Genomic DNA, 21,743 nt, shown 5'->3' on the forward strand with positions numbered 1-21,743 from the left:
CAGGAAGATTTCTTGAGGCGTGTCGATATGGGAGGACGAATGACGGTGACGTCGCCCTTCGGGGTGCACCGCGTGCTGGAGCCCACCGGGGAGGCTGTCACCTTGCCGCAGGCGGCGCTGCGCCTCGACGACGACCCGCGCATCGGTGCCGACGAGGTGCGCATCGACGTCGAGGTGCTCAACCTCGACGCAGCGTCCTACCGTCAGCTGGCCGACAAGCACCGGGGCGCAGACCGGCGGGTCGACGGGGCCGCCGTCCGGGCCGAGGTGCTGGACATCGTCCGGGCCCGCGGCAAGATGCAGAACCCGGTCACCGGGTCCGGGGGCATGCTGATCGGCACCGTGGCCGAGGTGGGTCCGGAGAGTGCCCTCGGGCTGCGGCTTGGGGACCGGGTCGCCACCCTGGTCTCGCTCTCGCTCACCCCGCTGCGGCTCACCGACCGGCTGGTCCGCTGGGACGGGCTCGGCGAGCGGGTGCCGGCGGCCGGGCACGCGATCCTCTTCGGCCGCTCGGTCGCCGCGACGCTCCCCGAGGACCTGGACCCCGAGCTGGCCCTCATGGTGATGGACGTCTGCGGTGCGCCGGCCCTGGTGGCGCGGGTCGTGCGGGACCATCGTCGGCGCACCGGACAGGACCCCCTGGTGCTGGTGCTCGGCGGGGCGGGCAAGTCCGGGTCCCTGTCCCTCGCAGCGGCCGCCGACGCCGGGGCAGCACGACGCCTGGCCGTGGTGCCACACCGGTGGGAGGCACAGACACTGAGGGCCACGGCCCTGGCCGACGAGGTGGTCGTCGCCGACGCCCGCTCCCCGCTCGCGTTGCACGAGGCGGTGCTCGCGGCCGGGGGCCCGGCCGACGTCACGGTCGTGTGCGTGGACGTCCCGGGCTGTGAGCAGCCGGCCATCATGGCCACCGCCCAGGGCGGCACGGTCGTCTACTTCTCCATGGCCACCCACTTCGCCGCCGCTGCGCTCGGGGCCGAGGGGCTGGCAGCCGACGTCACCATGCTCATCGGCAACGGCTACGTCCCCGGGCACGCCGACTACGCCCTGTCGCTGCTGCGGCGCGACCCCGAGGTGCGGGGCCTGTTCGAGTCGCGGCTGGCGGGCGAGCAGACTGGGGCCCCATGAGCGCACCTCACCGCACCCTGGTCCACCGGGCGGTCCTGCACACGGGCACCGACCTCGACGCGGCCGGACCGACGGCCATACTCACCGAGGCGGGACGCGTCGTCTGGATCGGTGCCGACCGGGACGCCGCCCGGCACCTGGAGGACGTCGACGACGTCGTGGACGCCGACGGTGCCCTGGTGACCCCGGCGTTCTGTGACGCCCACGTGCACCTGACGATGACCGGGCAGGGCCTGGACGGCATCGACCTGTCGGGCACCCGGTCCGTGGGGGAGGCGCTGCGGCTGGTGGAGTCGGCCTCCCGGCACACCCGGGGACGGCCGATCTACGCCCACTCCTGGGACGAGACCCAGTGGGCGGAGCGGCGGCCGCTGACGGCCGCGGAGCTCGACCGCGCCTCGTACGGCGGCGTGGTCTACGTGCCGCGCATCGACGCCCACTCGGCCAGCGTGTCCTCCGCGATGGCCGCTGTCGCCCGGGTCCACGGACTGGACGGCTGGGACGGGTCGGGGGTCGTGACCCGTGCCGCCTTCGCCGCGGTGACCAACGCCTTCACCGCGGGGATGACGACCCAGGACCGCGAGCACTACCTCGACCTCGCTCTGCGGGCCGCGGCGGAGAGCGGCCTGGGACTGGTGCACGAGACGGGTGCCGACCACATGACCTCGTTCGAGGACGTCCGGCACGTGCTGGACGCCGGTCGCCGGCCGGGGCGCACCGCGACCATCGCCTACTGGGGCCTGCGGATGGACGACCCGGAGCAGGCCGCTGCGCTGGCCACCCAGCTGGGGGTGCTCGGTCTGGCCGGGGACCTGTGTGCCGACGGCTCGTTCGGCTCGCGGACGGCGCACGTGCGCGAGCCCTACCTGGACGACACGGGTTCCCCGACCGAGGAGCGCGGCTACGGCTACCTCACCGTGCCCGAGATCCGCGACCACGTCGTGGCCTGCACTCGCGCCGGGCTGCAGGCGGGCGGACACGTCATCGGCGACGCTGCCCTGGACACCATGGCTGCCGGCTTCCGTGCCGCCGCGGACGTCGTCGGGGTGGAGGCCGTCCGCGCGGCTCGGCACCGTTGGGAGCACGTCGAGCTGCCTGACGCGGAGGTGCTGGACACCATGGCGGAGCTGGGCATCTGGGCCAGCATGCAGCCGTCCTTCGACGCCGCGTGGGGAGGCACCGACGGGATGTATGCCGCACGGCTGGGCGAGCGGCGTGCGCTGGCCGCCGTGCCCCTGCGCAGCATGCTCACCGCTGGGGTGCAGATCGCGCTGGGCTCGGACTCCCCGGTCACCCCCCTGGACCCCTGGGGCGGGGTCCGTGCGGCGGTCGGGCACCACAACGTCGAGCAGAGACTGTCGGTGCAGGAGGCCTTCAGCGCCCATACCGCCGGTGGCTACGCGCTGGGAGGCCGGGCCGGGGGGGTGCTCGTGACCGGTGGTCCCGCGACCTACGTCATCTGGGACGTGCCGGAGGAGACACCCCTGACGGCCGACCGGCTGCCGGCCCTGAGTGGAGACCCCGAGCAGCCGCTGCCGACCGCCCGCCGCACGGTCGTGGACGGCCACCCCGCATTCGACCGAGAAGGAGCAGCGTGACCGCCCCCGCACCACCCCCGCAGCTCGACCTGGACCCGCGCACGGTCCGCACGGCACGCGCCCTCGCCGAACGGCTCGGCCGTCCCGTCGTCGACATCGCGCGCACGCACACCACGGTCTCCGTGGAACGGGCCACCCTGCGCCTCGCGGGGCTCAGCGGCGGTGACCACGAGCGGGTGCCGTGGGTCAACCACCTCGTCGACGAGGTGCGCGCCCAGGTGGGGCTCGAGCACGGGGTCACCACGCCGGTCTGGGACGCCCTGCGCCGCGGCGAGGCGCCCGACCTGCTGACGCTGGCCCAGAAGGCGTCGGCGGCCGCGGTGAGCTTCCGCCTCCCCGAAGGCGGGGACCGCACCCGGGCCCGTCGGGCGGCCTCCGCGGCCGTGCGGCCCGGTCTGCGCCGCATCGACCGGCAGCGCGCTGCACGCGAGCGTCTCGTCGCCCGCCACGGCGACCCCGAGCAGCGACCGTGGATCTACCTCATCGTCGCCACCGGTGACATCTACGAGGACATCCCTCAGGCCCAGGCGGCGGCGCGCGACGGCGCGGACGTCATCGCGGTGATCCGCAGCACCGGCCAGTCGCTGCTCGACTACGTGCCCGAGGGCGCCACCCGGGAGGGCTTCGCCGGCACCTACGCGACGCAGGAGAACTTCCGGCTGATGCGGGCCGCCCTGGACGAGGTCTCCAAGGAGCTCGGGCGCTACATCCGGCTGACCAACTACGCCTCCGGATTGTGCATGCCCGAGATCGCCGCCCTGGCGGGGCTCGAACGGCTCGACATGATGCTCAACGACTCGATGTACGGCATCCTCTTCCGCGACATCAACCCCATCCGCACCTTCGTCGACCAGCGGTTCTCCCGCCAGGTGCACGCACGCGCGGGCATCGTCATCAACACCGGCGAGGACAACTACCTCACCACCGCCGACGCGGTGGAGGCGGCGCACACCGTCACCGTCTCCCAGCTGATGAACGAGTACTTCGCCAAGGAGGCGGGCCTGGAGGACTGGCAGCTGGGCCTGGGCCACGCGTTCGAGATCAACCCCGCGGTCCCGGACTCGTTCCGCATGGAGCTCGCCCACGCGCTGCTGGCCCGCCAGCTCTTCCCCGACGCGCCGCTGAAGTGGATGCCCCCCACCAAGCACATGACCGGCGACATCTTCCAGGGCTACCTGCTCGACGGCTTCTTCAACCTGGCCGGTGCCATGACGGGGCAGTCGATCCTGCTGGTCGGCATGATGACCGAGGCCGTGGTCACGCCCTTCCTGTCCGACCGTGGCCTGGCGTTGCAGAACGTGCGCTACGTGCTCAACGCCGCCGGGGGCCTGACCGAGGACTTCCGCCCACCACCGGACGGGTTCGTCCAGCGGCGGGCACGCCAGGTGCTCGCCGAGTCGGTCGACCTGCTCGAGCAGATCACCTCCGAGCCGGAGCGGGCGGGCTCCGCCCCGCTGCTCGAGGCCATCGCCGACGGCACGTTCGGGCACATGAAGCGCCCCGCCGACCAGGGCAAGGGCCTGGAGGGCGTCGCCGTGAAGGCCGAGGCCTACGACAACCCCGCCATCACGCTGATGGAGGCCGACGGCTGGGGAGGCAGCGCATGAGCCAGGTCGTCCGGCCCTACGGGGACACGACCGGCGACGGCATGGTGCAGATGTCGTTCACCCTGCCGGTGCCGCACGACAAGCGGGCCGAGGGCGCCGCCCTGCAGCTGGCAGCCAAGATGGGGCTTGCACCCGCGATGCTCGTCCACGCTGCGGCCATGGGGGAGGGGCACACCTTCTTCGTGGTCTACGGCAGCGCGACCCACCTGGTGGACATGTCGGCCGTGGAGGTGGTCGAGCGCGACTACCCCCTGCTGTCGCCCAAGGACGTCAACGCCGCCGTCAAGAGGTCGCTGCGCCGCCCGCTCGTGGTCGTCGGCGCCTGCATCGGCACCGACGCCCACACCGTCGGGATCGACGCGATCCTCAACATCAAGGGGTTCGCGGGCGAGAAGGGGCTGGAGTACTACTCCGAGATCCAGGTCGTGAACCTCGGGGCCCAGGTGCTGGTGCCCGACCTCGTCGAGCGGGCCCGGGAGGCCCGTGCCGACGCCGTCCTGGTGAGCCAGGTCGTGACGCAGCGTGACGCGCACATCCACAACACCATGCAGATGTCGGCGGCCTTCCGTGAGGCCTACCCAGCAGGCGAGGTGCCCCTGCTCGTGGTGGGCGGTCCCCGCTTCGACGAGGGCGCTGCCGCCGAGCTCGGCGTCGACCGGGTCTTCGGCCGGGGCACGACCCCCTCGGAGGTGGCCTCCTACCTGGTGCACGCGCTGGGCGTCCGCCACCCGCGAGAACCCAAGAAGAGGACGACATGACCGAACCGCAGCGACCCGCCTCCGTCGGCATGGCCCTGGTCCACCGGCGCTACGTGCCGTACGCGCACGCGCACTATGCCGGCAACCTCGTCGACGGCGCCTACAGCCTGGCCCTGTTCGGGGACGTCGCCACGGAGCTGTGCATCCGCACCGACGGCGACGAGGGCCTGTTCGCCTCCTACAGCGACGTGCAGTTCCGCGCGCCCGTCCGGGCCGGGGACTGTGTGGAGGTCAGTGCCACGCTCGTGCGGGTGGGCCGACGCAGCCGGGAGATGGACTTCGCCGTGCGGGTCACGGCACGTGGTGCCGTCGGCCGGGGGGAGTCGGCCGCCGACCCGGTCGAGCCGGCTCTCGTGGCGACCACAGCGCGCGGCGTCGTGGTGGTGCCTGGCTGACCTGAGGCTCAGGTCTCGCCCGGTGCCGTGGCGATCCGCCCGACCCACGTGCGCTTGCGCTCGATGACGGGACGGTGCGCGTCGGTGGCGACAGTGGCGAGCTGGGTCAGCATGTCGTCCAACCGCCGGGGCACCTGGATGCTGGAGGCGCCCCAGTGGGCGATCTCGTCGACGCAGAGGTCGAGGTACTCACCGAAGGTCCACTCCGTCGTGACGACCCGGGGCGCTCCGTCGTCGTCGTGCAGCACCGGGGACAGGTCGTCGACGGCGGCAATGCGGACCAGCAGGGAGTGCAGCTCGTCGACCACCTGCCCGGCCGTCGTCGGGTCGTTGACCCCCGGTGAGAGGGCCCGCTCCCCGATGTCGACCAGCTGACGCAGACCGAAGCTGACGTCCTGCTCCATGGTGCGGCGCCACCCCACGACCACGTGGCGCCGCACCTGGGTCGTCCAGTCGACCTCGGCGTGCCCCGACCCACCGTGGACGACAGCCAGCGGGCTGTCCTGCACGAGGTAGGTCCCCAGGGGGTGCAGCACGGAGACCCGCACGTCGTGCCGGTGTGCGAGCCGGCACAGGCCGGCGGCGTCGACGAGGTTGAGGTAGCCCGCCTGCTCGGTGGTGACCACGACCGCCGACCCCAGGTCCGGTAGCGACGCTGAGCCGGTCTCGGTCACCGTGGTCCGGCCGTGGGTGCTGCGCTCCAGCAGGCTGCGGGTGTCGTCGCCGACCTCGTCGATGATCGTGTCCACGGAGATCGCCTGTGTGATGTGGTGGATGAAGGCCAGGAACATGCCCACCGACGCCAGCACCATGAGGAACGCCACGGTGACGGCGAGCTGAGGGACCCCGCCGCTGCCCGTCGCCTCCGTGCCCTCGACCGACCTCATCACCGTCAGGGCGTAGACGAAGGAGGCCGTGAACACCCCCAGGGTCATCTGCGGGGTGCGCTGGTCGAGGAAGGTGCGCAGCACACGGGGTGAGAACTGGCTGCTGGCCAGCTGCAGCACCACGATCGTGATGGAGAAGACGAGCCCCGTCACCGAGATCATCGCGCCGGCGATCGAGGACAGGAACGTGCGTGCCCCGTCCGGACCCGCCTGGAAGAGGAAGGGGATCTGCTCGGCCAGCTGCTCGTCGACCTCCGGCAGCAGCACACCCGCGACGAAGGCGCCTACACACCACAGGGCAGGGACGACCCAGAACGGCGAGAAGGCCCGCCTCAGGATCCGGACGAGGGCGCTGCCGTGACGCGGTGGTGGTGGTGTCGGTGCGGGCGCCGGGTGCACGCGGGGTGTCGTCAACGTCGGTCCTTCCGATGGGCGCGGGCGGTATGACACTACTCACCAGAAGGGGGCCGGCGCGTCGCCCGCGACACGCCGGACGCCGACTGCGACACAACCTGACGGGAACCCGCCACGTTGTGCCCACTGACCTGGGAAATCGCTATCTCAGCAGGTCACGCTCCTATTGACATCTCTCTCCCGGGCACTAAATTACCGGTAGGTCCGGTGCCGGCGTCCCCTGTCGGGCAGCCCCCGCAGGGGAGCACACTGAGGGTGGTGCACACGGACACGTCGCGGCCCGAGCGCTCAGTAGACAACGGGATCGTGTCGGCCTCCTGCCGACCCGGACCGGCCCCAACGGCGCTCGGGCTGCGCCTGCGTGCGGTGCCTCCCACACGCGTCACCTACAGTGTCGGCGTGCTGGCCCGCCTCCTGACCTCCGCCCTGTCCGGGCTGTCGTTGTGGCTGGCGTTCCCCGGCTACGACCTGTGGCCCCTCGCGATCGCGGGCGCCGGCGGCCTGGCGCTCGCGCTGTGCGGTGTCAGCGCGCGCCGGGGCCTGCTCATCGGGCTGGTCGGCGGACTCGCCTTCTTCGTGCCGCTGCTCTCCTGGTCCGGCATCTACGTCGGAGCCCTGCCGTGGCTCTCCCTGGCGACGCTGTCGGCGCTGTACGTCGCCGCCTTCGGCGCCGTGACGGCATACCTGCAGGGTGGCCCCGACGCGCGGGTGAGACCGGTGGCCGTCGCGGTGGCCTGGACGGTGGCCGAGCTCGCCCGGGCCACCACCCCGTTCGGCGGCTTCCCCTGGGGGCGCCTGGGCTTCAGCCAGGCCGACTCGCCGGTGCTGGGCCTGGCCCGGTGGCTCGGCGTCCCCGGCGTGGGCTTCACCGTCGTCCTGACCGGGGCGCTGCTGGCCCTGGCCGGGCAGGTGCTCGTCCGCGACCGCGACCTGCTGCGCGCCGCGCTGTATGCCGTGCTCGGCGTGGTCCTCGTGCTCTCCCCGCTCCTGGTCCCGCGGCCCGTGGACGGAGAGCCCGTGCAGGTCCTCGGCATCCAGGGCAACGTGCCCGAGGTCCGGCTGGACTTCAACGCCCAGCGCCGGGCGGTGCTGGACAACCATGCCGGCACGACGCTGGAGGCCGTCGAGCGCATCGAGGCGGGGGAGCTGCCGGCACCGGACCTGGTGGTGTGGCCCGAGAACGCCTCCGACATCGACCCGCTGCGCAACGCCGACGCCGCGACGATCATCGACGACACGGTGGCCCGGGTCGACGCGCCCGTGGTGGTCGGTGCCGTCCTGCGCGAGCCCGGGGACAGCCTGTCGAACGTGAGCATGCTCTACCTGCCGGGGGAGGGGCCGGTGCAGCGCTACACCAAGCTGCGTCCCGTGCCCTTCGGTGAGTACATCCCCTACCGCAGCTTCTTCCGGTCGATCACCGAGACCGTGGACCTGGTCCCCCGTGACTTCGTCGCGGGGACCGAGGTCGGGGTGCTGCAGGTGCCCACCGACTCCGGTGACCTGCCCCTGGGGGTGGCGATCTGCTTCGAGGTGGTCATCGACGACGTCATGCGCGACACGGTGCTGGCCGGGGCCGAGGTGGTCGCCGTGCCGACCAACAACGCCACCTTCGGCTTCACCGACGAGTCCGTGCAGCAGCTGGCAGCCTCGCGGGTCAAGGCCGTGGAGCTGGGCAGGCCGGTCGTGCACATCAGCACGGTCGGGGTCAGCGGGCTGGTGGCACCGGACGGCTCGGTGAGCCAGCAGACCGAGCTGTTCACCCAGGCCATCATCAGCGGCGAGGTCAGCCGGCGCACCGAGATCACCCCTGCGGTGCGGCTCGGCGCCTGGCCCGAATTCGCGGCCGCCGCTGCGCTGGGCCTCCTCGTGGCCCTCACCGGCGTGCACCGACGACGGGAGGCGCACCGATGAGCCACCTGGACAGGCCGGCGCTGGGGCGGGTCTGTGCGCTCCTGCCGACCTACAACGAGCGGGAGAGCCTGCCGCTGGTCGTGAGCCGGCTGCGCGTCAGCGTCCCGGACGTCGACGTGCTGGTGCTGGACGACAGCTCCCCGGACGGCACGGGCGTGCTGGCGGACACGCTGGCAGCGGCCGACCCGGCGGTGCACGTGCTGCACCGCCCGTCCAAGGAGGGGCTGGGGCCGGCCTACCTGGCCGGGTTCGCGTGGGCGCGGGAGCGCGGCTACGACGCGGTCGTGGAGATCGACGCCGACGGCTCCCACCAGCCCGAGCAGCTCCCGGCCCTGCTGGAGGCCGCTGCCCGGGCGGACGTCGTGATCGGCTCGCGCTGGGTCACCGGGGGAGCGGTGCGCAACTGGCCCCGCCACCGCCGGGCCCTGAGCCGGGGCGGCAACCTCTACGCCCGGGTCGCGCTGGGCATCCCGGTGCGCGACGCGACCGCAGGCTTCCGGGTCTACCGCAGCGACGCCCTGGACACGATGGACCTGCACCAGGTGGCCTCCCAGGGCTACTGCTTCCAGGTCGACCTCACGCTGCGCGCCCTGGACCGCGGGCTGAGCGTGGTGGAGGTCCCGATCGAGTTCGTCGAGCGTGAGGTGGGCGCGTCCAAGATGGGTGGGGAGATCGTGCGTGAGGCGCTGGCACGCGTGACACTCTGGGGGGTGCAGCGGCGGGCACGACAGCTCCGCACCGCATGGTCGAAGGAGGACACATGGCACCGGCCGGCCGGCTAGAGGGTCCGCCCGACAGGGGCCAGGACGACGCAGGCCGCGGGGGAGGCGCATCGGGCCACGCCTCGTCCGGGCCTGGCGGGGGGCGGCGCCGACGACGGGCCCACCCCGGGACGTCCGGGAGCACGCGGTCGCGGCGGGCGCCCCGACGTCTGAGGTGGTTCCTGGCAGCACTGCTCCTGGTGCCGCTGGTGGAGATCACCGTGATGATCGCGGTCGGTCAGCAGATCGGCCCGTGGTGGACCTTCGGGGCGCTGGTCCTGCTCTCGTTCCTCGGTGCGGTCCTGGTGCGCCATCAGGGGGTCCGCACCTGGCGCAGGCTGCAGACCGCGGTGCGCCAGGGCCAGGAGCCCCGCCGCGAGCTCACCGACGCCGGGCTCGTGCTGGTCGGGGGTGTGCTGCTCGTGACGCCGGGCTTCGTCACCGGGGCGGTCGGGCTGTTCCTGCTGCTGCCCTTCACCCGTCCGCTGACCCGGGTCTGGGTGGAGCGGCTGCTGGCCTCACGGCTGATGGTGGTGGGCTCCTACGAGTCCTGGTCGGTCCGCGGGGGCCGGCCCCCTGGTGGAGCGGACGTCATCGAGGGCGAGGTCGTGCACGACGACCGGGAGGACCCGCCGCGCGCCGGCACCACGCCCTGAGCAGGTGCCGCGCCGGGACCGGGCCACAGCGAGCGAGACCCCACCGGACCAGGTCCGGTGGGGTCTCGCTGTCGTCGTGCGTCAGGCGCTGCGCCGGCGCGTCGGCTTCTCGCCACGCTTGGCGCGCAGCAGCGCCAGACGCTCCTCGAGCAGCTCCTCGAGCTCAGGGATGGAGCGGCGCTCCAGCAGCATGTCCCAGTGGGTGCGCTGGTGCTTGCCCGCCTTCACCTCGGGCTCGGGGCCGTCGTTGAGCTTGGCGTCCAGACCGCAGCGGCACTCCCACAGCGGCGGGACCTCCGCCTCGACGGAGAAGGGAAGCTCGCTGACGTGCCCCTCGGGGCAGGTGTAGCGGGTGATCCGGCGCTCACTGAAGGTGACGCCCTCATCGCTCTCGAAGGACAGCCAACTGAGGTTGGTGCCGCGCAGAGACCTCTCAGCCATATGTAACTCCCCTCGTGTCCGTGACACGGTGTAGACGGGCGGAACTCGTTGGGTCAACGCACGCAACGAGTGGTGTGTTCCCGCGGGTGCGACCGGAGCGACATGTCACTGCAGGGACTCCGCGGGGCAGACGCATCACGATAGCGGGGTCCTGGGCGGAGGGCCACTCGGGACGGCCTCTGCACACGGGCACGGTGGCGGGACTCACACCGCGTCGCGGACCAGCCGCACTCCTGGCAGGACGCGCTGCGCTGCGTCGCCTACGGTGGAGTGGACAGACGTACGCAGCTCCGGCTCCGGCCGGGACGGCGTGCCCGCACAACGACAGGAGCGACTCGCATGGGTATCGGCGACAAGATGGGCAACGCGGCGCAGGACGCCAAGGGCAAGGCCAAGGAGGCCGCCGGCGACGCCACCGACAACGAGCAGATGCAGGCCGAGGGCAAGGGCGAGCAGGTCGAGGCGAAGGGCCGCAAGGCCGGGGAGAACGTCAAGGACGGCGTCCGCGACATCACGCGCTGAGGTCTGGGCCTGCGCAGGTCCGGCCTCCTGGCTGAGCCGGCCCTGCGCGCTCGAGGCGCTCCGCCCTCACCGGGTGCGGGGCGCCTCGTCGGTGTCCGGCGCGTCCTGGTGCCCGTCGGCAGCCGCGCGGCCGACCGTGCTGCGGTCGGCTCCGGGCGCCGAACCCTCGGCCGGGCCGGAGTCGGACCCGTCCGCCTCGGGCGGCGCGGACGCGTGGCCCGGGCGGTCTGCGACCCCGTCGGGGGAAGGGTCCTCGTGGGTGGCCCGCTCCGCGCGGCGGTGCGCGGTGAGCCGGGTCCATCGGCCGATCGCCTGCTGCCGCCGTGCGGCGAGCGCGCCCTCCGGGGTGGCGTAGGTGTGGTCGGTGGCGCTGAGGTCACCGGTGCGCAGGTCGAACTGCTCGTCGACGTAGCGCAGGAGCACTGCCAGGGTGGCAGCGACAGGTACCGCCAGGAACGCGCCGATGATCCCGAAGATCGTGCCGCCGGCGGCGACGGACAGCAGGACGATCCCTGCATGCAGCTTCATCGTCTTTCCTTGGAGCACCGGCTGGAGCACGTTGCCCTCGATCTGCTGGACCAGGAGCACCAGACCCAGCACGGCCAGGGCGGTCTGCCACCCGTTGGAGACCAGCGCCACCAGCACGGCCAGCGCACCGGCGGTGAATGCGCCCACGATCGGGATGAAGCCGGCGAAGAACGTCAGCACGGCCAGGGCCACCGCCAGCGGGACCCCGAGGAGCAGCAGGCCGAGCCCGATGAAGACGGCGTCGAAGGCGCTGACCATCGCCTGCGCGCGGATGAACCCGCCCAGGGTGCGCCACATCCGGGTGAGGAGCTCCGTGAGGTGTCGGCCCGCCCGGCGTCCGGACACCGCACGCAGCCAGGGCAGGAACCGCGGGCCGTCCTTGATGAAGAAGAAGGTCAGCACCAGCACCAGGCCCAGGGTGATCAGGCCGGACCCCAGCACACCGACCCCGGCGAAGACGGTGGAGGCGATGTCCCCGCTGCGCTCGGTCAGCCACGACGTCGCCGTGTCCAGACCCTCGTCCAGCTGGTCGTTGTCGATGTTGAACGGCGGCCCCGACAGCCAGCCCACGACCTCGTCCAGCCCTTCGGCGGCTGCTGTGCCGATCTCGCGGGTCTGGTTGACGATGGACGGGGCGATGGAGGCCAGGACGCCCACGACCAGCGTCACCGAGCCCAGGAGGGTCACGGCTGCGGCGAGGGCGACCGGGACACCCCGCCGGGACATCGCGTTGACGACGGGCCACAGGACCGTCGCGACGATGAGCGCCAGCAGGATCGGCAGCACCCCGACCCAGACCTGACCGAGCAGCCAGAGCAGGATCGCCAGGGCGGCGACGATGATGATGAAACGCAGCGACCAGTCCGCGCAGACCCGGACCGTCAGCGCGATCACCTGACCGCGGTCGGGCTGGCTGGCCTGGTTGTGCTCCGTGACATGCCCCTGGTGCCGGCCGGAGCCGACGGGTCGGCCGGTGTCCGGGTTGACCGCCGTGGCGCCGTCGGCGGTGCCGTCCGCGGACTCGTCGGTCACGCCCGACTCCTCACGCCCGTTCACGAGCGCGTGTCCAGGGCGATGCGCTGGGTGACCGTGTGGCTGGCTCCCGGTGCGAGCTCGATGCCGGCGTCACCGAGGGCAGCGGCCTCGACGCAGACCATCCGGCTCCACTCGTCGTCGCCGAGGTCGGGTAGCTTCGCGGCCTGGGCGGCCCACGGGTTCCAGACGACGGTGCTGTCGGCGCCCTCGGAGCGGAGGTCCAGGTCGCGCTCCAGGACCGGGTCGTGCAGCACCACCGGCCCGGGGGAGTGGTAGATGCGGTCGGTCTCGCCGGTGAGCCGGAGGTCGCCCTGCTGTGTCTGCTCGGCCGCGACCACCTTGTCGTAGTACCCCACGCCGCCCAGGCCGCTCAGGCGGACCGCCTGGACGTCCCCGACGTGCAGGTACGTGTGCAGCGCGACCTCGAAGGTGAAGGGGGAGTCCCCGGGGTTCAGCGTCGTGCAGGACACCTCCAGGACCTCCGAGCCCCCCTCGCGCAGGACCTCGACCTCGTGCACCAGCTCGAAACGGTGCGGGAAGCGCTTGGTGCCCGGCAGCCCGTGCGTGTCGCCGTCGGTCAGCCGCCACCGCAGACCCGTGTCCGTCTCCTCGGCCAGGTGCCACCCGGCGGTCCGTGCGAAGCCGTGCGAAGGCTGCGTGCGACCGTCGCGACCGGCGGCGAACCAGGGCCAGCAGACCGGGATGCCGCCACGGATGGTCTCGCCCGTCTCGTACCGGGCCCGCCGGCTCACCCACACGACCGGCACCCCGTGCCGGGACCACTGAGCCAGGTGTGCACCGTGGTCGTATGCCGTGAGCTCGCTGGGGCCGATGGTGAGCGCGCGAGGCGTGAAGTCAGCCATGGTGCGACTCTAGGCCACCGGGTCGGTGTGCGTCCGCAGCGACGAGCGACCGCGGGCCGCGCTGGAACCGGCGGCGCAGCGCCCCGGTCACCTCGACGACATCACCTTCGGACACCCGTTCGGCCGCAGCACGGGTGCGCGGCGTCCAGCACGCGAGCTCGATGGCGTCGACCCGCCGGCGTGAGGGGTCGTCGCCGCGCCGTGGGGGCGGCCGGTCGACGGTCAGCCGCAGCGTGACCACGACGTCACCGCTGGGCAGGACCCGAGCCACCGGGGCGCCGGTGACCCGACCGACCAGCCGGACCTCGTTGACATGGGGGGTGTCAGCAGCCATGCCCGGCAGCATCGCCCGCCGGCGAGGGCGTGCACGGTGGCCGGACGACAGGCTGTGGACGAGAGGAGCGGCGGTCCGCACCTGAGGACGGAACGCCGATAAGCAACATTATGTAAAGTATTCTCAGGAGCGCAGACACGGCCCCCCTGACCGTCCGAGGAGCTCTCCCCCCTTGCTGCTTGCCCCTCAGGCCCCGAGGAAGATCCTCAGTGCCGAGACGAAGGCCTCGGGCTGCTCCGAGTGCACCCAGTGGCCGGCGTCCTTGATGGTGACCTGCGTGGTGCGCGGGAACAACGCGCGCATCCGCTCTGCGTGCTCGGGCTGGACGTAGGGCGAGTCTGCGCCGGCCACCCACAGCACGCGACCGTCGAACGGGTCCCCGGTGTGCTCCAGGAACCCGCCGAGGGCCGGCAGCTCCTGCCGCAGCAGGTCCAGGTTCGCCTGCCAGTGCCACCCCTCCTCGGGGTGCTCGCGCAGGTTCTGCAGGAGGAAGCCCCTGACCTGGCGGCTCCGGACGAGCTCGGCGAGACGCTCGTCGGCCTCCCCCCGTCGGGTCAGGTCGTCCAGGTCGAGCGTGGCCAGGGCACCCAACAGGTGTTCGAACTCGCTCATGTCGCCGCTGTCGACCGGCGAGATGTCCACCACGACCAGCCGGTCCACCAGGTCCGGGTGCCGCAGTGCCAGGGCCATCGCGACCTTGCCGCCCATCGAGTGCCCCACGACGTCCACCGGTCCGTCGGCGGCGAAACCGCCCCGCAGCTCCTCGGCGACCATGTCCGCCGTGTCCGCGTAGTCGAACTCCTCGGTCCAGGCCGAGCGGCCGTGGTTGGGCAGGTCCACCAGGAGCGAGGCGAACTGCGGCTGGAGAGCCTTGGCGACCTGGGTGAAGTTCCGGCCCTGCCCGAACAGACCGTGCAGGAAGACCACGCGGGTGCCGGACTCCCCCACGGGCGTCGTGTGGAGACCCTGGGCTTGTTCCGCTGTCACAGCGGTCAGCCTACGCGGCGTCGCGTCACCGGCCGCGGGCGCCAGTCCGGCGCCGGGCCACCCCGGGGGCCCCGTCGCGGGACGTCTGTCGGCCCTCGTGCCTACGGTGGGGGCATGACCCAGCTTCCGACGTACCAGCTCTGCGACGGCACGAGCCTGCCCGCCATCGGTTTCGGCACCTATCCGCTGAAGGGCGAGGACGGGGTGACGGCCATCGTCGGCGCCCTGACGGCCGGCTACCGGCTGCTCGACTCGGCCGTCAACTACGACAACGAGACCGAGGTCGGTGAGGCGCTGCGCCGGTCCGGCGTGCCCCCCGAGGACGTCGTCCTGACCACGAAGGTCCCGGGGCGCTTCCACGCCCACGACCTGGCCCTGCAGTCCGTCCGCGACTCCGCGGGCCGACTCGGCGTGGAGCAGGTCGACCTGGTGCTCATCCACTGGCCCAACCCCTCCCGCGGGCTCTACCGCGAGGCGTGGCGTGCGCTGGTCGCGGCTCGGCGCGAGGGACTCGTGCGGAGCATCGGGGTCAGCAACTTCACCGAGCAGCACCTGCGCGAGATCGTGGACGACACCGGCGTCACCCCCGCGGTCAACCAGGTCGAGCTGCACCCGCGGTTCCCGCAGGAGCACCTGCGGGCCGTGCACGACGAGCTCGGCATCCGCACCGAGGCGTGGAGCCCCCTCGGCAAGGCCCAGGCTCCGTACGACGAGGAGCCGGTCGCGCGCGCGGCCGCTGCGCACGGGGTCACACCGGCCCAGGTCGTGCTGCGCTGGCACGTCCAGCTCGGCTCCCTCCCGCTGCCCAAGTCGGCCACGCCCGAGCGGCAGCGGACCAACCTGGACGTCTTCGGCTTCGCCCTCACCGACCAGGAGATGTCGGCCATCACCGGTCTCGGCCGCGCGGACGGGCGCCTCTTCGGAGGTGACCCCGACACCCACGAGGAGATGTAGGTCCGCCCGTCCGCCATCCGGGTGGGCCCTCGGCTCCGAACACCTCGCACCAGACGCCCACCAGGCCGTCGGACAGACAGAGGAGCCATCATGAGGACCAGGACCACCATCGCCACCGCCGCAGTCGCCGCCATCGCCTCGCTGGGCGTGGCGGGCACCGCGACGGCGGGCCACGACGAGAACCCTTCGGCCGCGGTCGGCACCTATGCCTACCCCCTCGCCCCGGTGCAGGCGGGCACCGTCGACAACAGCCAGGGTCAGGGGTCGACGCGGGTCACGGCGCTGCCCAACGGCAAGGTCCAGGTGCAGGTGCGCGCCTCGGGTCTGGCGCCGCACCTTCCCCACGCGATGCACCTGCACGGCGTCGACGGTGCGAGGGACCAGGGGTGCCCCGGGCCTGCTGCCGGCGGTGGCGACGGCATCGTGACCGTCCTGGAGGGCGCCCCCTTCTACGGCGGCATCCTCGCCTCCCTCACCACGACCGGTGACACCACGGCGGCCAGCGCCCTCGACCTCGACCGCTACCCGGTGGCCGACGCCGGTGGCCGCCTGAGCTACACCAGGACGTTCACCAACGACCTGGCATGGGCCAACGCCGACAGCGTGCAGGTCGTCGTGCACGGCATCGACATCAACGGCAGCGGCAGCTACGACTTCGGGGCAGGGCCGTCGTCGCTCACGCCGGCGGTGCCGCTCGAGGCCACCATCCCGGCCCTGTGCGGCGGCATCGCCAACTGAGCGCTCCCACCCGCCTCCGAGCCGGCACGGCCTGCATGCCGGCGTCTTGGCGGACGGGTCCGGCGGCTACCGCCGGACCCGTCGGCCGTGCGGCCTCGGCGCGGCATGACCCAGCAGGTGCAGGTCCCACCCCTGAGACAGCCGGGTGCAGGCCTTCACCCCACGCACCGAGTGCCCGTGCTCGTCCAGCCGCGGGGAGTACGCCGCCAGGGCCATCACGCCCGGCACCACGGCGAGCAGCCCCCCGGAGACACCGCTCTTGGCGGGCAGCCCCACCTCGGCCACCCACTCCCCCGACGCGTCGTACATGCCGCAGGTGAACATCACGCTCAGCGTCTGACGGACCACGTCCTTGCGCAGCACCTCCTGACCGGTGAGCGGGTGCACCCCGCCGTTGGCCAGCGTGGCGCCCATCATCGCCAGGTCCTCGGTGGTCACGGCCACGGAGCACTGCAGGCTGTAGCCGCGCACGATCTCGTGCGGGGTGTCCGGCAGGATGTCGTTGGACGCGAGCAGGTGCGCGATCGACAGGTTGCGGTCGGAGAGCTCCATCTCCGCCTCGTAGACCGGCATGTCGACCGACAGCTCACGACCCGCCAGGGCCGAGAGGCCGTCACGGATCACGGTGATGCGGTCGTCCTCGTCCTCACCCGGGATCAGGCCGTGCACCATGATGGCCCCGGCGTTGATGAGCGGGTTGAACGGCCGCCCACCCGCCTGCAGGGACATCTCGTTGAACGCCTCGCCGGAAGGCTCGACGCCGACCCGCGCCAGCACGGCCTCCAGACCCAGCTCCTGCAGCGCGAAGGCGTAGACGAAGGCCTTGGAGATGGACTGCAGCGCGAACTCGGTGGTGCTCTCCCCCGCTGCCTCCGTCTCGCCGGCGGCGCTGCAGGCTGCCAGTGCAGAACTGTCGACATCGACCCCTTCCAGCCTCGCCAGGTAGGCGGAGGGCTCACCGGAGCGGTCACCGGCGACGGCGGCCAGGACCTCCTGGACGTCGTCAGCGGCTTCAGCGTTCACCGGCCCAGCCTGGCACATCACAGCACCGGCCGGGCCGGCAACGGGGGCCGGCCCGGCCGGTGCCGCTCCAGGGAGCGTGCGGCTCGCTCAGGCCGGGCTGACCAGCGGAAGGCCGACCTTGCCGGCGCTCTCGTCGAACGAGTCGTCGATGGCCACGACCGTGCGCCCGTGAGCCGCGAGCACCGAGGCCGCGACGGAGGCACGGTAGCCGGCCGCACAGTGCACCCAGACCTCACCCTCGGGTGCCTCGTCGATGCGCTGCACCAGCTGGCCGAGCGGGATGTGGCTCGCGCCCTCCACGTGGGCTGCGGAGAACTCCTTCGGGTTGCGCACGTCGAGGACCTGGACGCGGCGGTGGTGCCGCACCTGGGCGAGGTCGGCGAAGGTGGCCTGCTCGAAGTGCTCCAGGGGGCGGTCGCTCCACTGCTCCGGGCCGCCGGTCGCCTGCGCCTGGGTCTGGTCGACCCCGATGCGGACCAGCTCCCGCTGCGCCTCGGCGACCTGCTCCTCGGTCTCACCGAGCAGGGTCACCGGGGTGCCCCACGGGATCATCCAGCCCAACCAGGTGGAGAACTGGCCGTCGATGCCGATGTTGAAGGTGCCCGGGACGTGCCCGGCCGCGAAGGCGGTGCGGGTGCGCAGGTCGACGACCCACTCCCCCGCCTCGATGCGGCGACGCAGCTCGTCGGCGTCGGCACGCTCGGGCAGTGTCAGGTCGGGTGCGTCCGGTCCGGCGGCGTTGGCGGGGCCCATGTGGGCGTAGTAGGCCGGGAAGAGGTCCAGACCGTCCAGGATGGAGGTCACGTACTCCTCCTCGTCCTGGGTCAGGACAGGGTTGGCGGTCCGCTCCCGGCCCAGCGTGGAGGCGTCGGCGTCGGACTGGGTCGCCGAGCAGAACGAGCCGAAGCCGTGGGTCGGCATGACCTTGCTCTCCTCGGGCAGCTCGGTGACGAGCCGGCGGGCGGAGGCGTGCTGCAGGCGCGCCAGCTCCTCCGCGTGGTCCTGGCCGAGCAGGTCGGGGCGACCGGTGGACCCGAACAGCAGGCTGCCGCCGGTGAAGACGACCGGGTCGTCCCCCTCGAGGGCGTAGGAGAGGTGGGTGAAGGTGTGGCCGGGCGTGTGCACGGCGCGCACGCGCAGGGTGGGCGAGACCTCCACCACCTCCCCGTCACGAATGGGGGTGCGCTCGAAGGACACGGGGTCGTCGGCGTTCACGTGGTATGCGGCACCGGTCTGGCGGGCCAGCGCGAGGCCCCCGGTGACGTAGTCGTTGTGGATGTGGGTCTCGAAGACGTGGGTGATCTGCACGCCGGCGTCGGCAGCCATGGCGAGCACACGGTCGGTGTCCCGCTGCGGGTCGACCACGAACGCGACGCTGCCGTCGTGCACGAGATAGCTGCGGTCGCCCAACGAGGTGGTCTCGATGGTCAGCACGGTGGCCATGCGGATGCTCCTTCTCAGAACGGGGGGTTGCGGTGCAGGCCGGGTCGGCCGCCCGCTTCTCCCCTAACCGTACTACATACCCCCTAGGGTATGCTAGGCGAATCCCCCGGAGGGCCCGGCGTATCCTGAGGTCCGAGCCCGCCCCACCAGGACCGACTCGCGTCGGTGCCCCCACACATCGAGGATGTCGCGTGGAACTTTCCGCAGAAGAGGTCCGTCCCTCCATCACCCGTCTCAAGCGCGCGCACGGCCAGCTGGCCGCGGTCATCCGGATGCTCGAGGAAGGGCGCGACTGCGAGGACGTCGTGACGCAGCTCGCCGCCGTCAGCAAGGCGCTCGACCGCGCCGGGTACACCATCATCGCCACCGGCCTCAAGCAGTGCCTCACGGCCGAGGGCGGCGCGAACGAGCTGGACACCGAGAAGATGGAGAAGCTCTTCCTGTCCCTGGCCTGAGGCATCGGGCGTCCTCCTCCCTCACCGGAAGGGAGCCGGGTCGCCCGACCCGACCCGCACGACCTCGGGGTAGCCCTGGGAGAAGTCGACGACGGTGGTGGGGTCGCAGCCGGTCATGTCCCCGTCCAGCACCCCCTCGACGAGATGGTCCAGGCGCTCCTTGATCTCCCACCCCTGGACCAGCGGCTCGTCGTCGTCGGGCAGCAGCAGCGTGCTGGAGAGCATGGGCTCCCCCAGCTCCGTGAGCAGCGCCTGCGTGATGCGGTGGTCGGGGATGCGCACACCCACGGTCTTCTTCTTGGGGTGCAGCAGCTTGCGGGGCACCTCCGGGGTGGCCGCCAGGATGAACGTGTACGGCCCCGGGGTGGCGGCCTTGACGGCTCGGAAGACAGCGTTGTCCAGCTGTACCAGCTGCCCGAGCTGGGCGAAGTCGTGGCACAGCAGGGTGAAGTGGTGTTTGTCGTCCAGACCCCGGATGTCGATGATGCGTTGCTTGGCCTCGGCGTTGCCGAGCTGGGCACCGAGCGCGTAGCAGGCATCGGTCGGCGTGGCGATGAGGCCTCCCGAGCGCAGCACGTCCACGACCTGCGAGACGAGGCGCGGCTGGGGGTCGACGGGATGGATGTCGTAGAACCTGGCCATGCCTCACACTATCCGCGCCAAGGAATCCGGCGCCACGGCCACAGCCGGCGGGTGCTGCCTCAGCCGGTGACCGAGCGTGCAGAGTCCGCCCCGTGCTGCAGGGCCTCGAGCAGGGCGGAGGTGAACGCCGGGATGTCACCGGGGTTCCGGCTCGTGATGAGGTTGCCGTCGACGACGACCTGCTCGTCGACCCACTCCCCGCCGGCGTTGCGGATGTCGGTCTGCAGGCTGGGCCAGGACGTGAGGCGACGTCCGCTGAGCACGCCCGCCTCGACCAGGGTCCAGGGCGCGTGGCAGATCGCTGCGACCGGCTTGCCGGAGGCCAGGAACTCGCCGATGAGGCGCACAGCGGCTTCGTCCATGCGCAGCGCGTCGGGGTTGGCCACGCCGCCCGGAAGCACGAGGGCGTCGTAGTCGTCGACGCTGACCTCGCCCACGGTGCGGTCGACGGCGACCTGCTCGGCCTTGTCCAGGTGGTCGAAGGTCTGGACCGTGCCGCCCTCCGGGCTGACGACGTGCGCGGTGAACCCCGCGTCGGTGACGGCGTCACGGGGGTCGGTCAGCTCGACACGCTCGATCCCCTCGGCGGCGACCAGGAAGGCAACGGACTTCGATGTGGTGGTCATGGCTCCACCCTGCGATCCGAGCCGCCGGGACGCAACCGCAGACCGCTCACGCGTCGCGCTGGTAGGAGGCGAAGGTCTTGTCCACATGGAAGCCCACGGTCTCGTAGAGCCGCGTCGCCCCCGTCGGGCTGGCCGAGTCGACGTGCAGGTCCACCTTGTCGTAGGCACCGGACGTCGCAGCCAGGCTGATCGTGCGGGCCAGGCAGGCCCGGGCCAGGCCCCCGCCACGGGCGGACGGGACCGTGCCGACGAGGTTCACGTAGAGCTCCCGCGGGACCCACTCGCCGCACAGCACGTAGGCCAGCGGGGTCCCGTGCTCGTCCAGGGCGACGCTGGAGACAGCGGGCCGTGAGCTGCGTGCGGCCCAGTGGTCGTGCCACGTCTGCGCCGTCTGCTCCGTGGAGCCCCAGTGGTCACGGAAGGCGAGGTTGTGGGCCAGCCGGAGCGCCTCCTCGAGGTCGTCGCCGGGCGAGACCAGCCGGTGTGCCGTCGGCGCCGGCAACGCGGGGCCGGGCAGGGCTCGCGTCATCTGGTTGAAGTAGCGTGCGACGGCGTAGCCCCGGTGCTCGAGCAGGCGACGCACCGACGCCCCTTGGAGGCCGCCGTCGGCGCGCCAGAACACCGGCCGCCCGGGCTGACGGGCGCGGGCGATCTCCAGCCCGCGGCGCTCCTGCTCCGCGAGCAGCCGTCGACCGATGCCCCGGCCGCGGTGCTCGGGGTGCACACCACCGCCGAGCCAGACCCGGGTGCGGCCGTCCTGGTCCGGGTGGAACGCGACGCGCACCTGGCCGGCGGCGACCAGCTGGTCCCCGTGCCACACCGCCCAGGAGTCACGGGCGGGGTCCACCCCGTGCTCGTCGAGCTCCTCGGCGAGGTCCTCGGGCTGGTAGAGCTCGTCGGTGCCGTCCGCCGTCGCCAGGGTCGTGGTCAGCGCACACCAGGCCGCGACGTCCTCGTGGCGCAGGTGATGCCAGCGGTATGCGGTGTCGGCTGCTGCGGTGCTCATGAGGGCATCCTGCCGTGACCGGCCGAGGAGG

The 21,743-nt window shown here is 72.3% G+C and carries 23 protein-coding genes; 12 read left to right on the forward strand and 11 right to left on the reverse strand.

The window, feature by feature from the left end:
* Positions 1 to 39: 39 nt before the first annotated feature.
* The 5 genes from kdd to kal are packed head-to-tail and all read left to right on the forward strand — an operon-like array spanning position 40 to position 5,486.
* Positions 40 to 1,128 (forward strand): L-erythro-3,5-diaminohexanoate dehydrogenase, encoded by a 1,089-nt coding sequence (gene kdd, locus LVO85_RS12695; protein WP_232747855.1) that lies wholly within the window; start codon positions 40 to 42, stop codon positions 1,126 to 1,128.
* Entirely contained in the window at positions 1,125 to 2,726 is a 1,602-nt protein-coding gene (locus tag LVO85_RS12700) for an amidohydrolase (RefSeq protein WP_232747856.1), read from the forward strand. The genes kdd and LVO85_RS12700 overlap by 4 nt, the downstream gene beginning before the upstream one ends.
* Positions 2,723 to 4,333 (forward strand): lysine 5,6-aminomutase subunit alpha, encoded by a 1,611-nt coding sequence (gene kamD / locus LVO85_RS12705; protein ID WP_232747857.1) that lies wholly within the window; start codon positions 2,723 to 2,725, stop codon positions 4,331 to 4,333. The genes LVO85_RS12700 and kamD overlap by 4 nt, the downstream gene beginning before the upstream one ends.
* Positions 4,330 to 5,091 carry a lysine 5,6-aminomutase subunit beta gene (gene kamE / locus LVO85_RS12710; RefSeq protein WP_232747858.1) on the forward strand — a complete coding sequence of 254 codons (762 nt, stop codon included), beginning with the start codon at positions 4,330 to 4,332 and terminating at the stop codon, positions 5,089 to 5,091. Before kamD ends, kamE begins: the two co-directional genes overlap by 4 nt.
* Positions 5,088 to 5,486 carry a 3-aminobutyryl-CoA ammonia lyase gene (gene kal, locus LVO85_RS12715; protein WP_232747859.1) on the forward strand — a complete coding sequence of 133 codons (399 nt, stop codon included), beginning with the start codon at positions 5,088 to 5,090 and terminating at the stop codon, positions 5,484 to 5,486. The genes kamE and kal overlap by 4 nt, the downstream gene beginning before the upstream one ends.
* Positions 5,487 to 5,494: 8 nt before the next feature.
* Here kal and LVO85_RS12720 read toward each other — a convergent pair whose 3' ends face one another.
* Complete coding sequence (locus LVO85_RS12720) at positions 5,495 to 6,787, reverse strand: DUF2254 domain-containing protein (RefSeq protein ID WP_232747860.1); 1,293 nt, start codon at positions 6,785 to 6,787, stop codon at positions 5,495 to 5,497.
* A 399-nt stretch (positions 6,788 to 7,186) separates the two neighbouring features.
* Here LVO85_RS12720 and lnt point away from each other — a divergent pair, with 399 nt between their 5' ends.
* From lnt to LVO85_RS12735, 3 genes are read left to right on the forward strand one after another with little or no spacing between them, the layout of a single operon-like run.
* Positions 7,187 to 8,698: an apolipoprotein N-acyltransferase gene (lnt, locus tag LVO85_RS12725; protein ID WP_232747861.1), complete on the forward strand. Its 1,512-nt coding sequence runs from the start codon at positions 7,187 to 7,189 to the stop codon at positions 8,696 to 8,698.
* Complete coding sequence (locus LVO85_RS12730; protein ID WP_232747862.1) at positions 8,695 to 9,480, forward strand: polyprenol monophosphomannose synthase; 786 nt, start codon at positions 8,695 to 8,697, stop codon at positions 9,478 to 9,480. The genes lnt and LVO85_RS12730 overlap by 4 nt, the downstream gene beginning before the upstream one ends.
* Positions 9,459 to 10,115, forward strand: a complete 657-nt coding sequence (locus tag LVO85_RS12735; protein ID WP_408637693.1) for an FxsA family protein — start codon at positions 9,459 to 9,461, stop codon at positions 10,113 to 10,115. Before LVO85_RS12730 ends, LVO85_RS12735 begins: the two co-directional genes overlap by 22 nt.
* 81 nt (positions 10,116 to 10,196) lie before the next feature.
* Here LVO85_RS12735 and LVO85_RS12740 read toward each other — a convergent pair whose 3' ends face one another.
* Positions 10,197 to 10,556 carry an RNA polymerase-binding protein RbpA gene (locus LVO85_RS12740; protein WP_232747864.1) on the reverse strand — a complete coding sequence of 120 codons (360 nt, stop codon included), beginning with the start codon at positions 10,554 to 10,556 and terminating at the stop codon, positions 10,197 to 10,199.
* A gap of 339 nt (positions 10,557 to 10,895) precedes the next feature.
* Here LVO85_RS12740 and LVO85_RS12745 point away from each other — a divergent pair, with 339 nt between their 5' ends.
* Positions 10,896 to 11,078, forward strand: coding sequence for a CsbD family protein (locus tag LVO85_RS12745; RefSeq protein WP_232747865.1), 183 nt, complete (start codon positions 10,896 to 10,898; stop codon positions 11,076 to 11,078).
* 66 nt (positions 11,079 to 11,144) lie between these two features.
* Here the strand turns inward: LVO85_RS12745 and LVO85_RS12750 are convergent, their stop codons facing one another.
* The 4 genes from LVO85_RS12750 to LVO85_RS12765 form a co-directional block, all read right to left on the reverse strand.
* A complete protein-coding gene (locus LVO85_RS12750; protein ID WP_232747866.1) occupies positions 11,145 to 12,638 on the reverse strand; it encodes an AI-2E family transporter in 1,494 nt (497 codons plus the stop codon).
* Between the two features lie 20 nt (positions 12,639 to 12,658).
* Entirely contained in the window at positions 12,659 to 13,504 is an 846-nt protein-coding gene (locus tag LVO85_RS12755) for a D-hexose-6-phosphate mutarotase (RefSeq protein WP_232747867.1), read from the reverse strand.
* On the reverse strand, positions 13,497 to 13,838 hold the full coding sequence (locus LVO85_RS12760; protein WP_232747868.1) for a single-stranded DNA-binding protein: 342 nt from the start codon (positions 13,836 to 13,838) through the stop codon (positions 13,497 to 13,499). The genes LVO85_RS12755 and LVO85_RS12760 overlap by 8 nt, the downstream gene beginning before the upstream one ends.
* A gap of 186 nt (positions 13,839 to 14,024) precedes the next feature.
* Positions 14,025 to 14,825 carry an alpha/beta fold hydrolase gene (locus LVO85_RS12765; RefSeq protein WP_232747869.1) on the reverse strand — a complete coding sequence of 267 codons (801 nt, stop codon included), beginning with the start codon at positions 14,823 to 14,825 and terminating at the stop codon, positions 14,025 to 14,027.
* Positions 14,826 to 14,939: 114 nt separating this feature from the next.
* Between LVO85_RS12765 and LVO85_RS12770 the strand changes: the two genes are divergently transcribed.
* Together LVO85_RS12770 and LVO85_RS12775 are read left to right on the forward strand one after the other, a co-directional pair.
* A complete protein-coding gene (locus tag LVO85_RS12770) occupies positions 14,940 to 15,779 on the forward strand; it encodes an aldo/keto reductase (RefSeq protein WP_232747870.1) in 840 nt (279 codons plus the stop codon).
* Positions 15,780 to 15,869: 90 nt separating this feature from the next.
* Positions 15,870 to 16,517, forward strand: coding sequence for a hypothetical protein (locus LVO85_RS12775; protein WP_232747871.1), 648 nt, complete (start codon positions 15,870 to 15,872; stop codon positions 16,515 to 16,517).
* 66 nt (positions 16,518 to 16,583) lie between these two features.
* On the opposite strand, the gene glsA is transcribed toward LVO85_RS12775, so the two are convergent.
* On the reverse strand, positions 16,584 to 17,540 hold the full coding sequence (gene glsA / locus LVO85_RS12780; RefSeq protein WP_232747872.1) for a glutaminase A: 957 nt from the start codon (positions 17,538 to 17,540) through the stop codon (positions 16,584 to 16,586).
* Between the two features lie 87 nt (positions 17,541 to 17,627).
* Complete coding sequence (locus LVO85_RS12785; protein WP_232747873.1) at positions 17,628 to 18,983, reverse strand: MBL fold metallo-hydrolase; 1,356 nt, start codon at positions 18,981 to 18,983, stop codon at positions 17,628 to 17,630.
* A 191-nt stretch (positions 18,984 to 19,174) separates the two neighbouring features.
* On the opposite strand from LVO85_RS12785, the gene LVO85_RS12790 reads away from it, so the two are divergent.
* Positions 19,175 to 19,438: a metal-sensitive transcriptional regulator gene (locus LVO85_RS12790; RefSeq protein WP_232747874.1), complete on the forward strand. Its 264-nt coding sequence runs from the start codon at positions 19,175 to 19,177 to the stop codon at positions 19,436 to 19,438.
* A gap of 21 nt (positions 19,439 to 19,459) precedes the next feature.
* On the opposite strand, the gene LVO85_RS12795 is transcribed toward LVO85_RS12790, so the two are convergent.
* Genes LVO85_RS12795 through LVO85_RS12805 form a run of 3 tightly spaced genes read right to left on the reverse strand, consistent with a single transcriptional unit; the run spans position 19,460 to position 21,712 of the window.
* On the reverse strand, positions 19,460 to 20,080 hold the full coding sequence (locus LVO85_RS12795; RefSeq protein ID WP_232747875.1) for an L-threonylcarbamoyladenylate synthase: 621 nt from the start codon (positions 20,078 to 20,080) through the stop codon (positions 19,460 to 19,462).
* A gap of 59 nt (positions 20,081 to 20,139) precedes the next feature.
* Positions 20,140 to 20,706 (reverse strand): type 1 glutamine amidotransferase domain-containing protein, encoded by a 567-nt coding sequence (locus tag LVO85_RS12800; protein WP_232747876.1) that lies wholly within the window; start codon positions 20,704 to 20,706, stop codon positions 20,140 to 20,142.
* 46 nt (positions 20,707 to 20,752) lie between these two features.
* The gene (locus LVO85_RS12805) at positions 20,753 to 21,712 is read right to left on the reverse strand and encodes a GNAT family N-acetyltransferase (RefSeq protein WP_232747877.1); all 960 of its coding nucleotides are present in this window, start codon (positions 21,710 to 21,712) and stop codon (positions 20,753 to 20,755) included.
* Positions 21,713 to 21,743: the final 31 nt, after the last annotated feature.

Origin of the sequence: Ornithinimicrobium sediminis, assembly GCF_021272345.1 — a bacterium.
GTDB lineage: Bacteria > Actinomycetota > Actinomycetes > Actinomycetales > Dermatophilaceae > Ornithinicoccus > Ornithinicoccus sediminis_B.

Bases quoted from the DNA above. Each gene is read 5' to 3' on its own strand.
- kdd (WP_232747855.1), top strand. From the start codon at position 40: ATGACGGTGACGTCGCCCTTCGGGGTGCACCGCGTGCTGGAGCCCACC.
- LVO85_RS12700 (WP_232747856.1), top strand. From the start codon at position 1,125: ATGAGCGCACCTCACCGCACCCTGGTCCACCGGGCGGTCCTGCACACG.
- kamE (WP_232747858.1), top strand. From the start codon at position 4,330: ATGAGCCAGGTCGTCCGGCCCTACGGGGACACGACCGGCGACGGCATG.
- kal (WP_232747859.1), top strand. From the start codon at position 5,088: ATGACCGAACCGCAGCGACCCGCCTCCGTCGGCATGGCCCTGGTCCAC.
- LVO85_RS12730 (WP_232747862.1), top strand. From the start codon at position 8,695: ATGAGCCACCTGGACAGGCCGGCGCTGGGGCGGGTCTGTGCGCTCCTG.
- LVO85_RS12735 (WP_408637693.1), top strand. From the start codon at position 9,459: ATGGCACCGGCCGGCCGGCTAGAGGGTCCGCCCGACAGGGGCCAGGAC.
- LVO85_RS12740 (WP_232747864.1), bottom strand. From the start codon at position 10,556: ATGGCTGAGAGGTCTCTGCGCGGCACCAACCTCAGTTGGCTGTCCTTC.
- LVO85_RS12745 (WP_232747865.1), top strand. From the start codon at position 10,896: ATGGGTATCGGCGACAAGATGGGCAACGCGGCGCAGGACGCCAAGGGC.
- LVO85_RS12755 (WP_232747867.1), bottom strand. From the start codon at position 13,504: ATGGCTGACTTCACGCCTCGCGCGCTCACCATCGGCCCCAGCGAGCTC.
- LVO85_RS12760 (WP_232747868.1), bottom strand. From the start codon at position 13,838: ATGGCTGCTGACACCCCCCATGTCAACGAGGTCCGGCTGGTCGGTCGG.
- LVO85_RS12770 (WP_232747870.1), top strand. From the start codon at position 14,940: ATGACCCAGCTTCCGACGTACCAGCTCTGCGACGGCACGAGCCTGCCC.
- LVO85_RS12775 (WP_232747871.1), top strand. From the start codon at position 15,870: ATGAGGACCAGGACCACCATCGCCACCGCCGCAGTCGCCGCCATCGCC.
- LVO85_RS12785 (WP_232747873.1), bottom strand. From the start codon at position 18,983: ATGGCCACCGTGCTGACCATCGAGACCACCTCGTTGGGCGACCGCAGC.
- LVO85_RS12795 (WP_232747875.1), bottom strand. From the start codon at position 20,080: ATGGCCAGGTTCTACGACATCCATCCCGTCGACCCCCAGCCGCGCCTC.
- LVO85_RS12800 (WP_232747876.1), bottom strand. From the start codon at position 20,706: ATGACCACCACATCGAAGTCCGTTGCCTTCCTGGTCGCCGCCGAGGGG.
- LVO85_RS12805 (WP_232747877.1), bottom strand. From the start codon at position 21,712: ATGAGCACCGCAGCAGCCGACACCGCATACCGCTGGCATCACCTGCGC.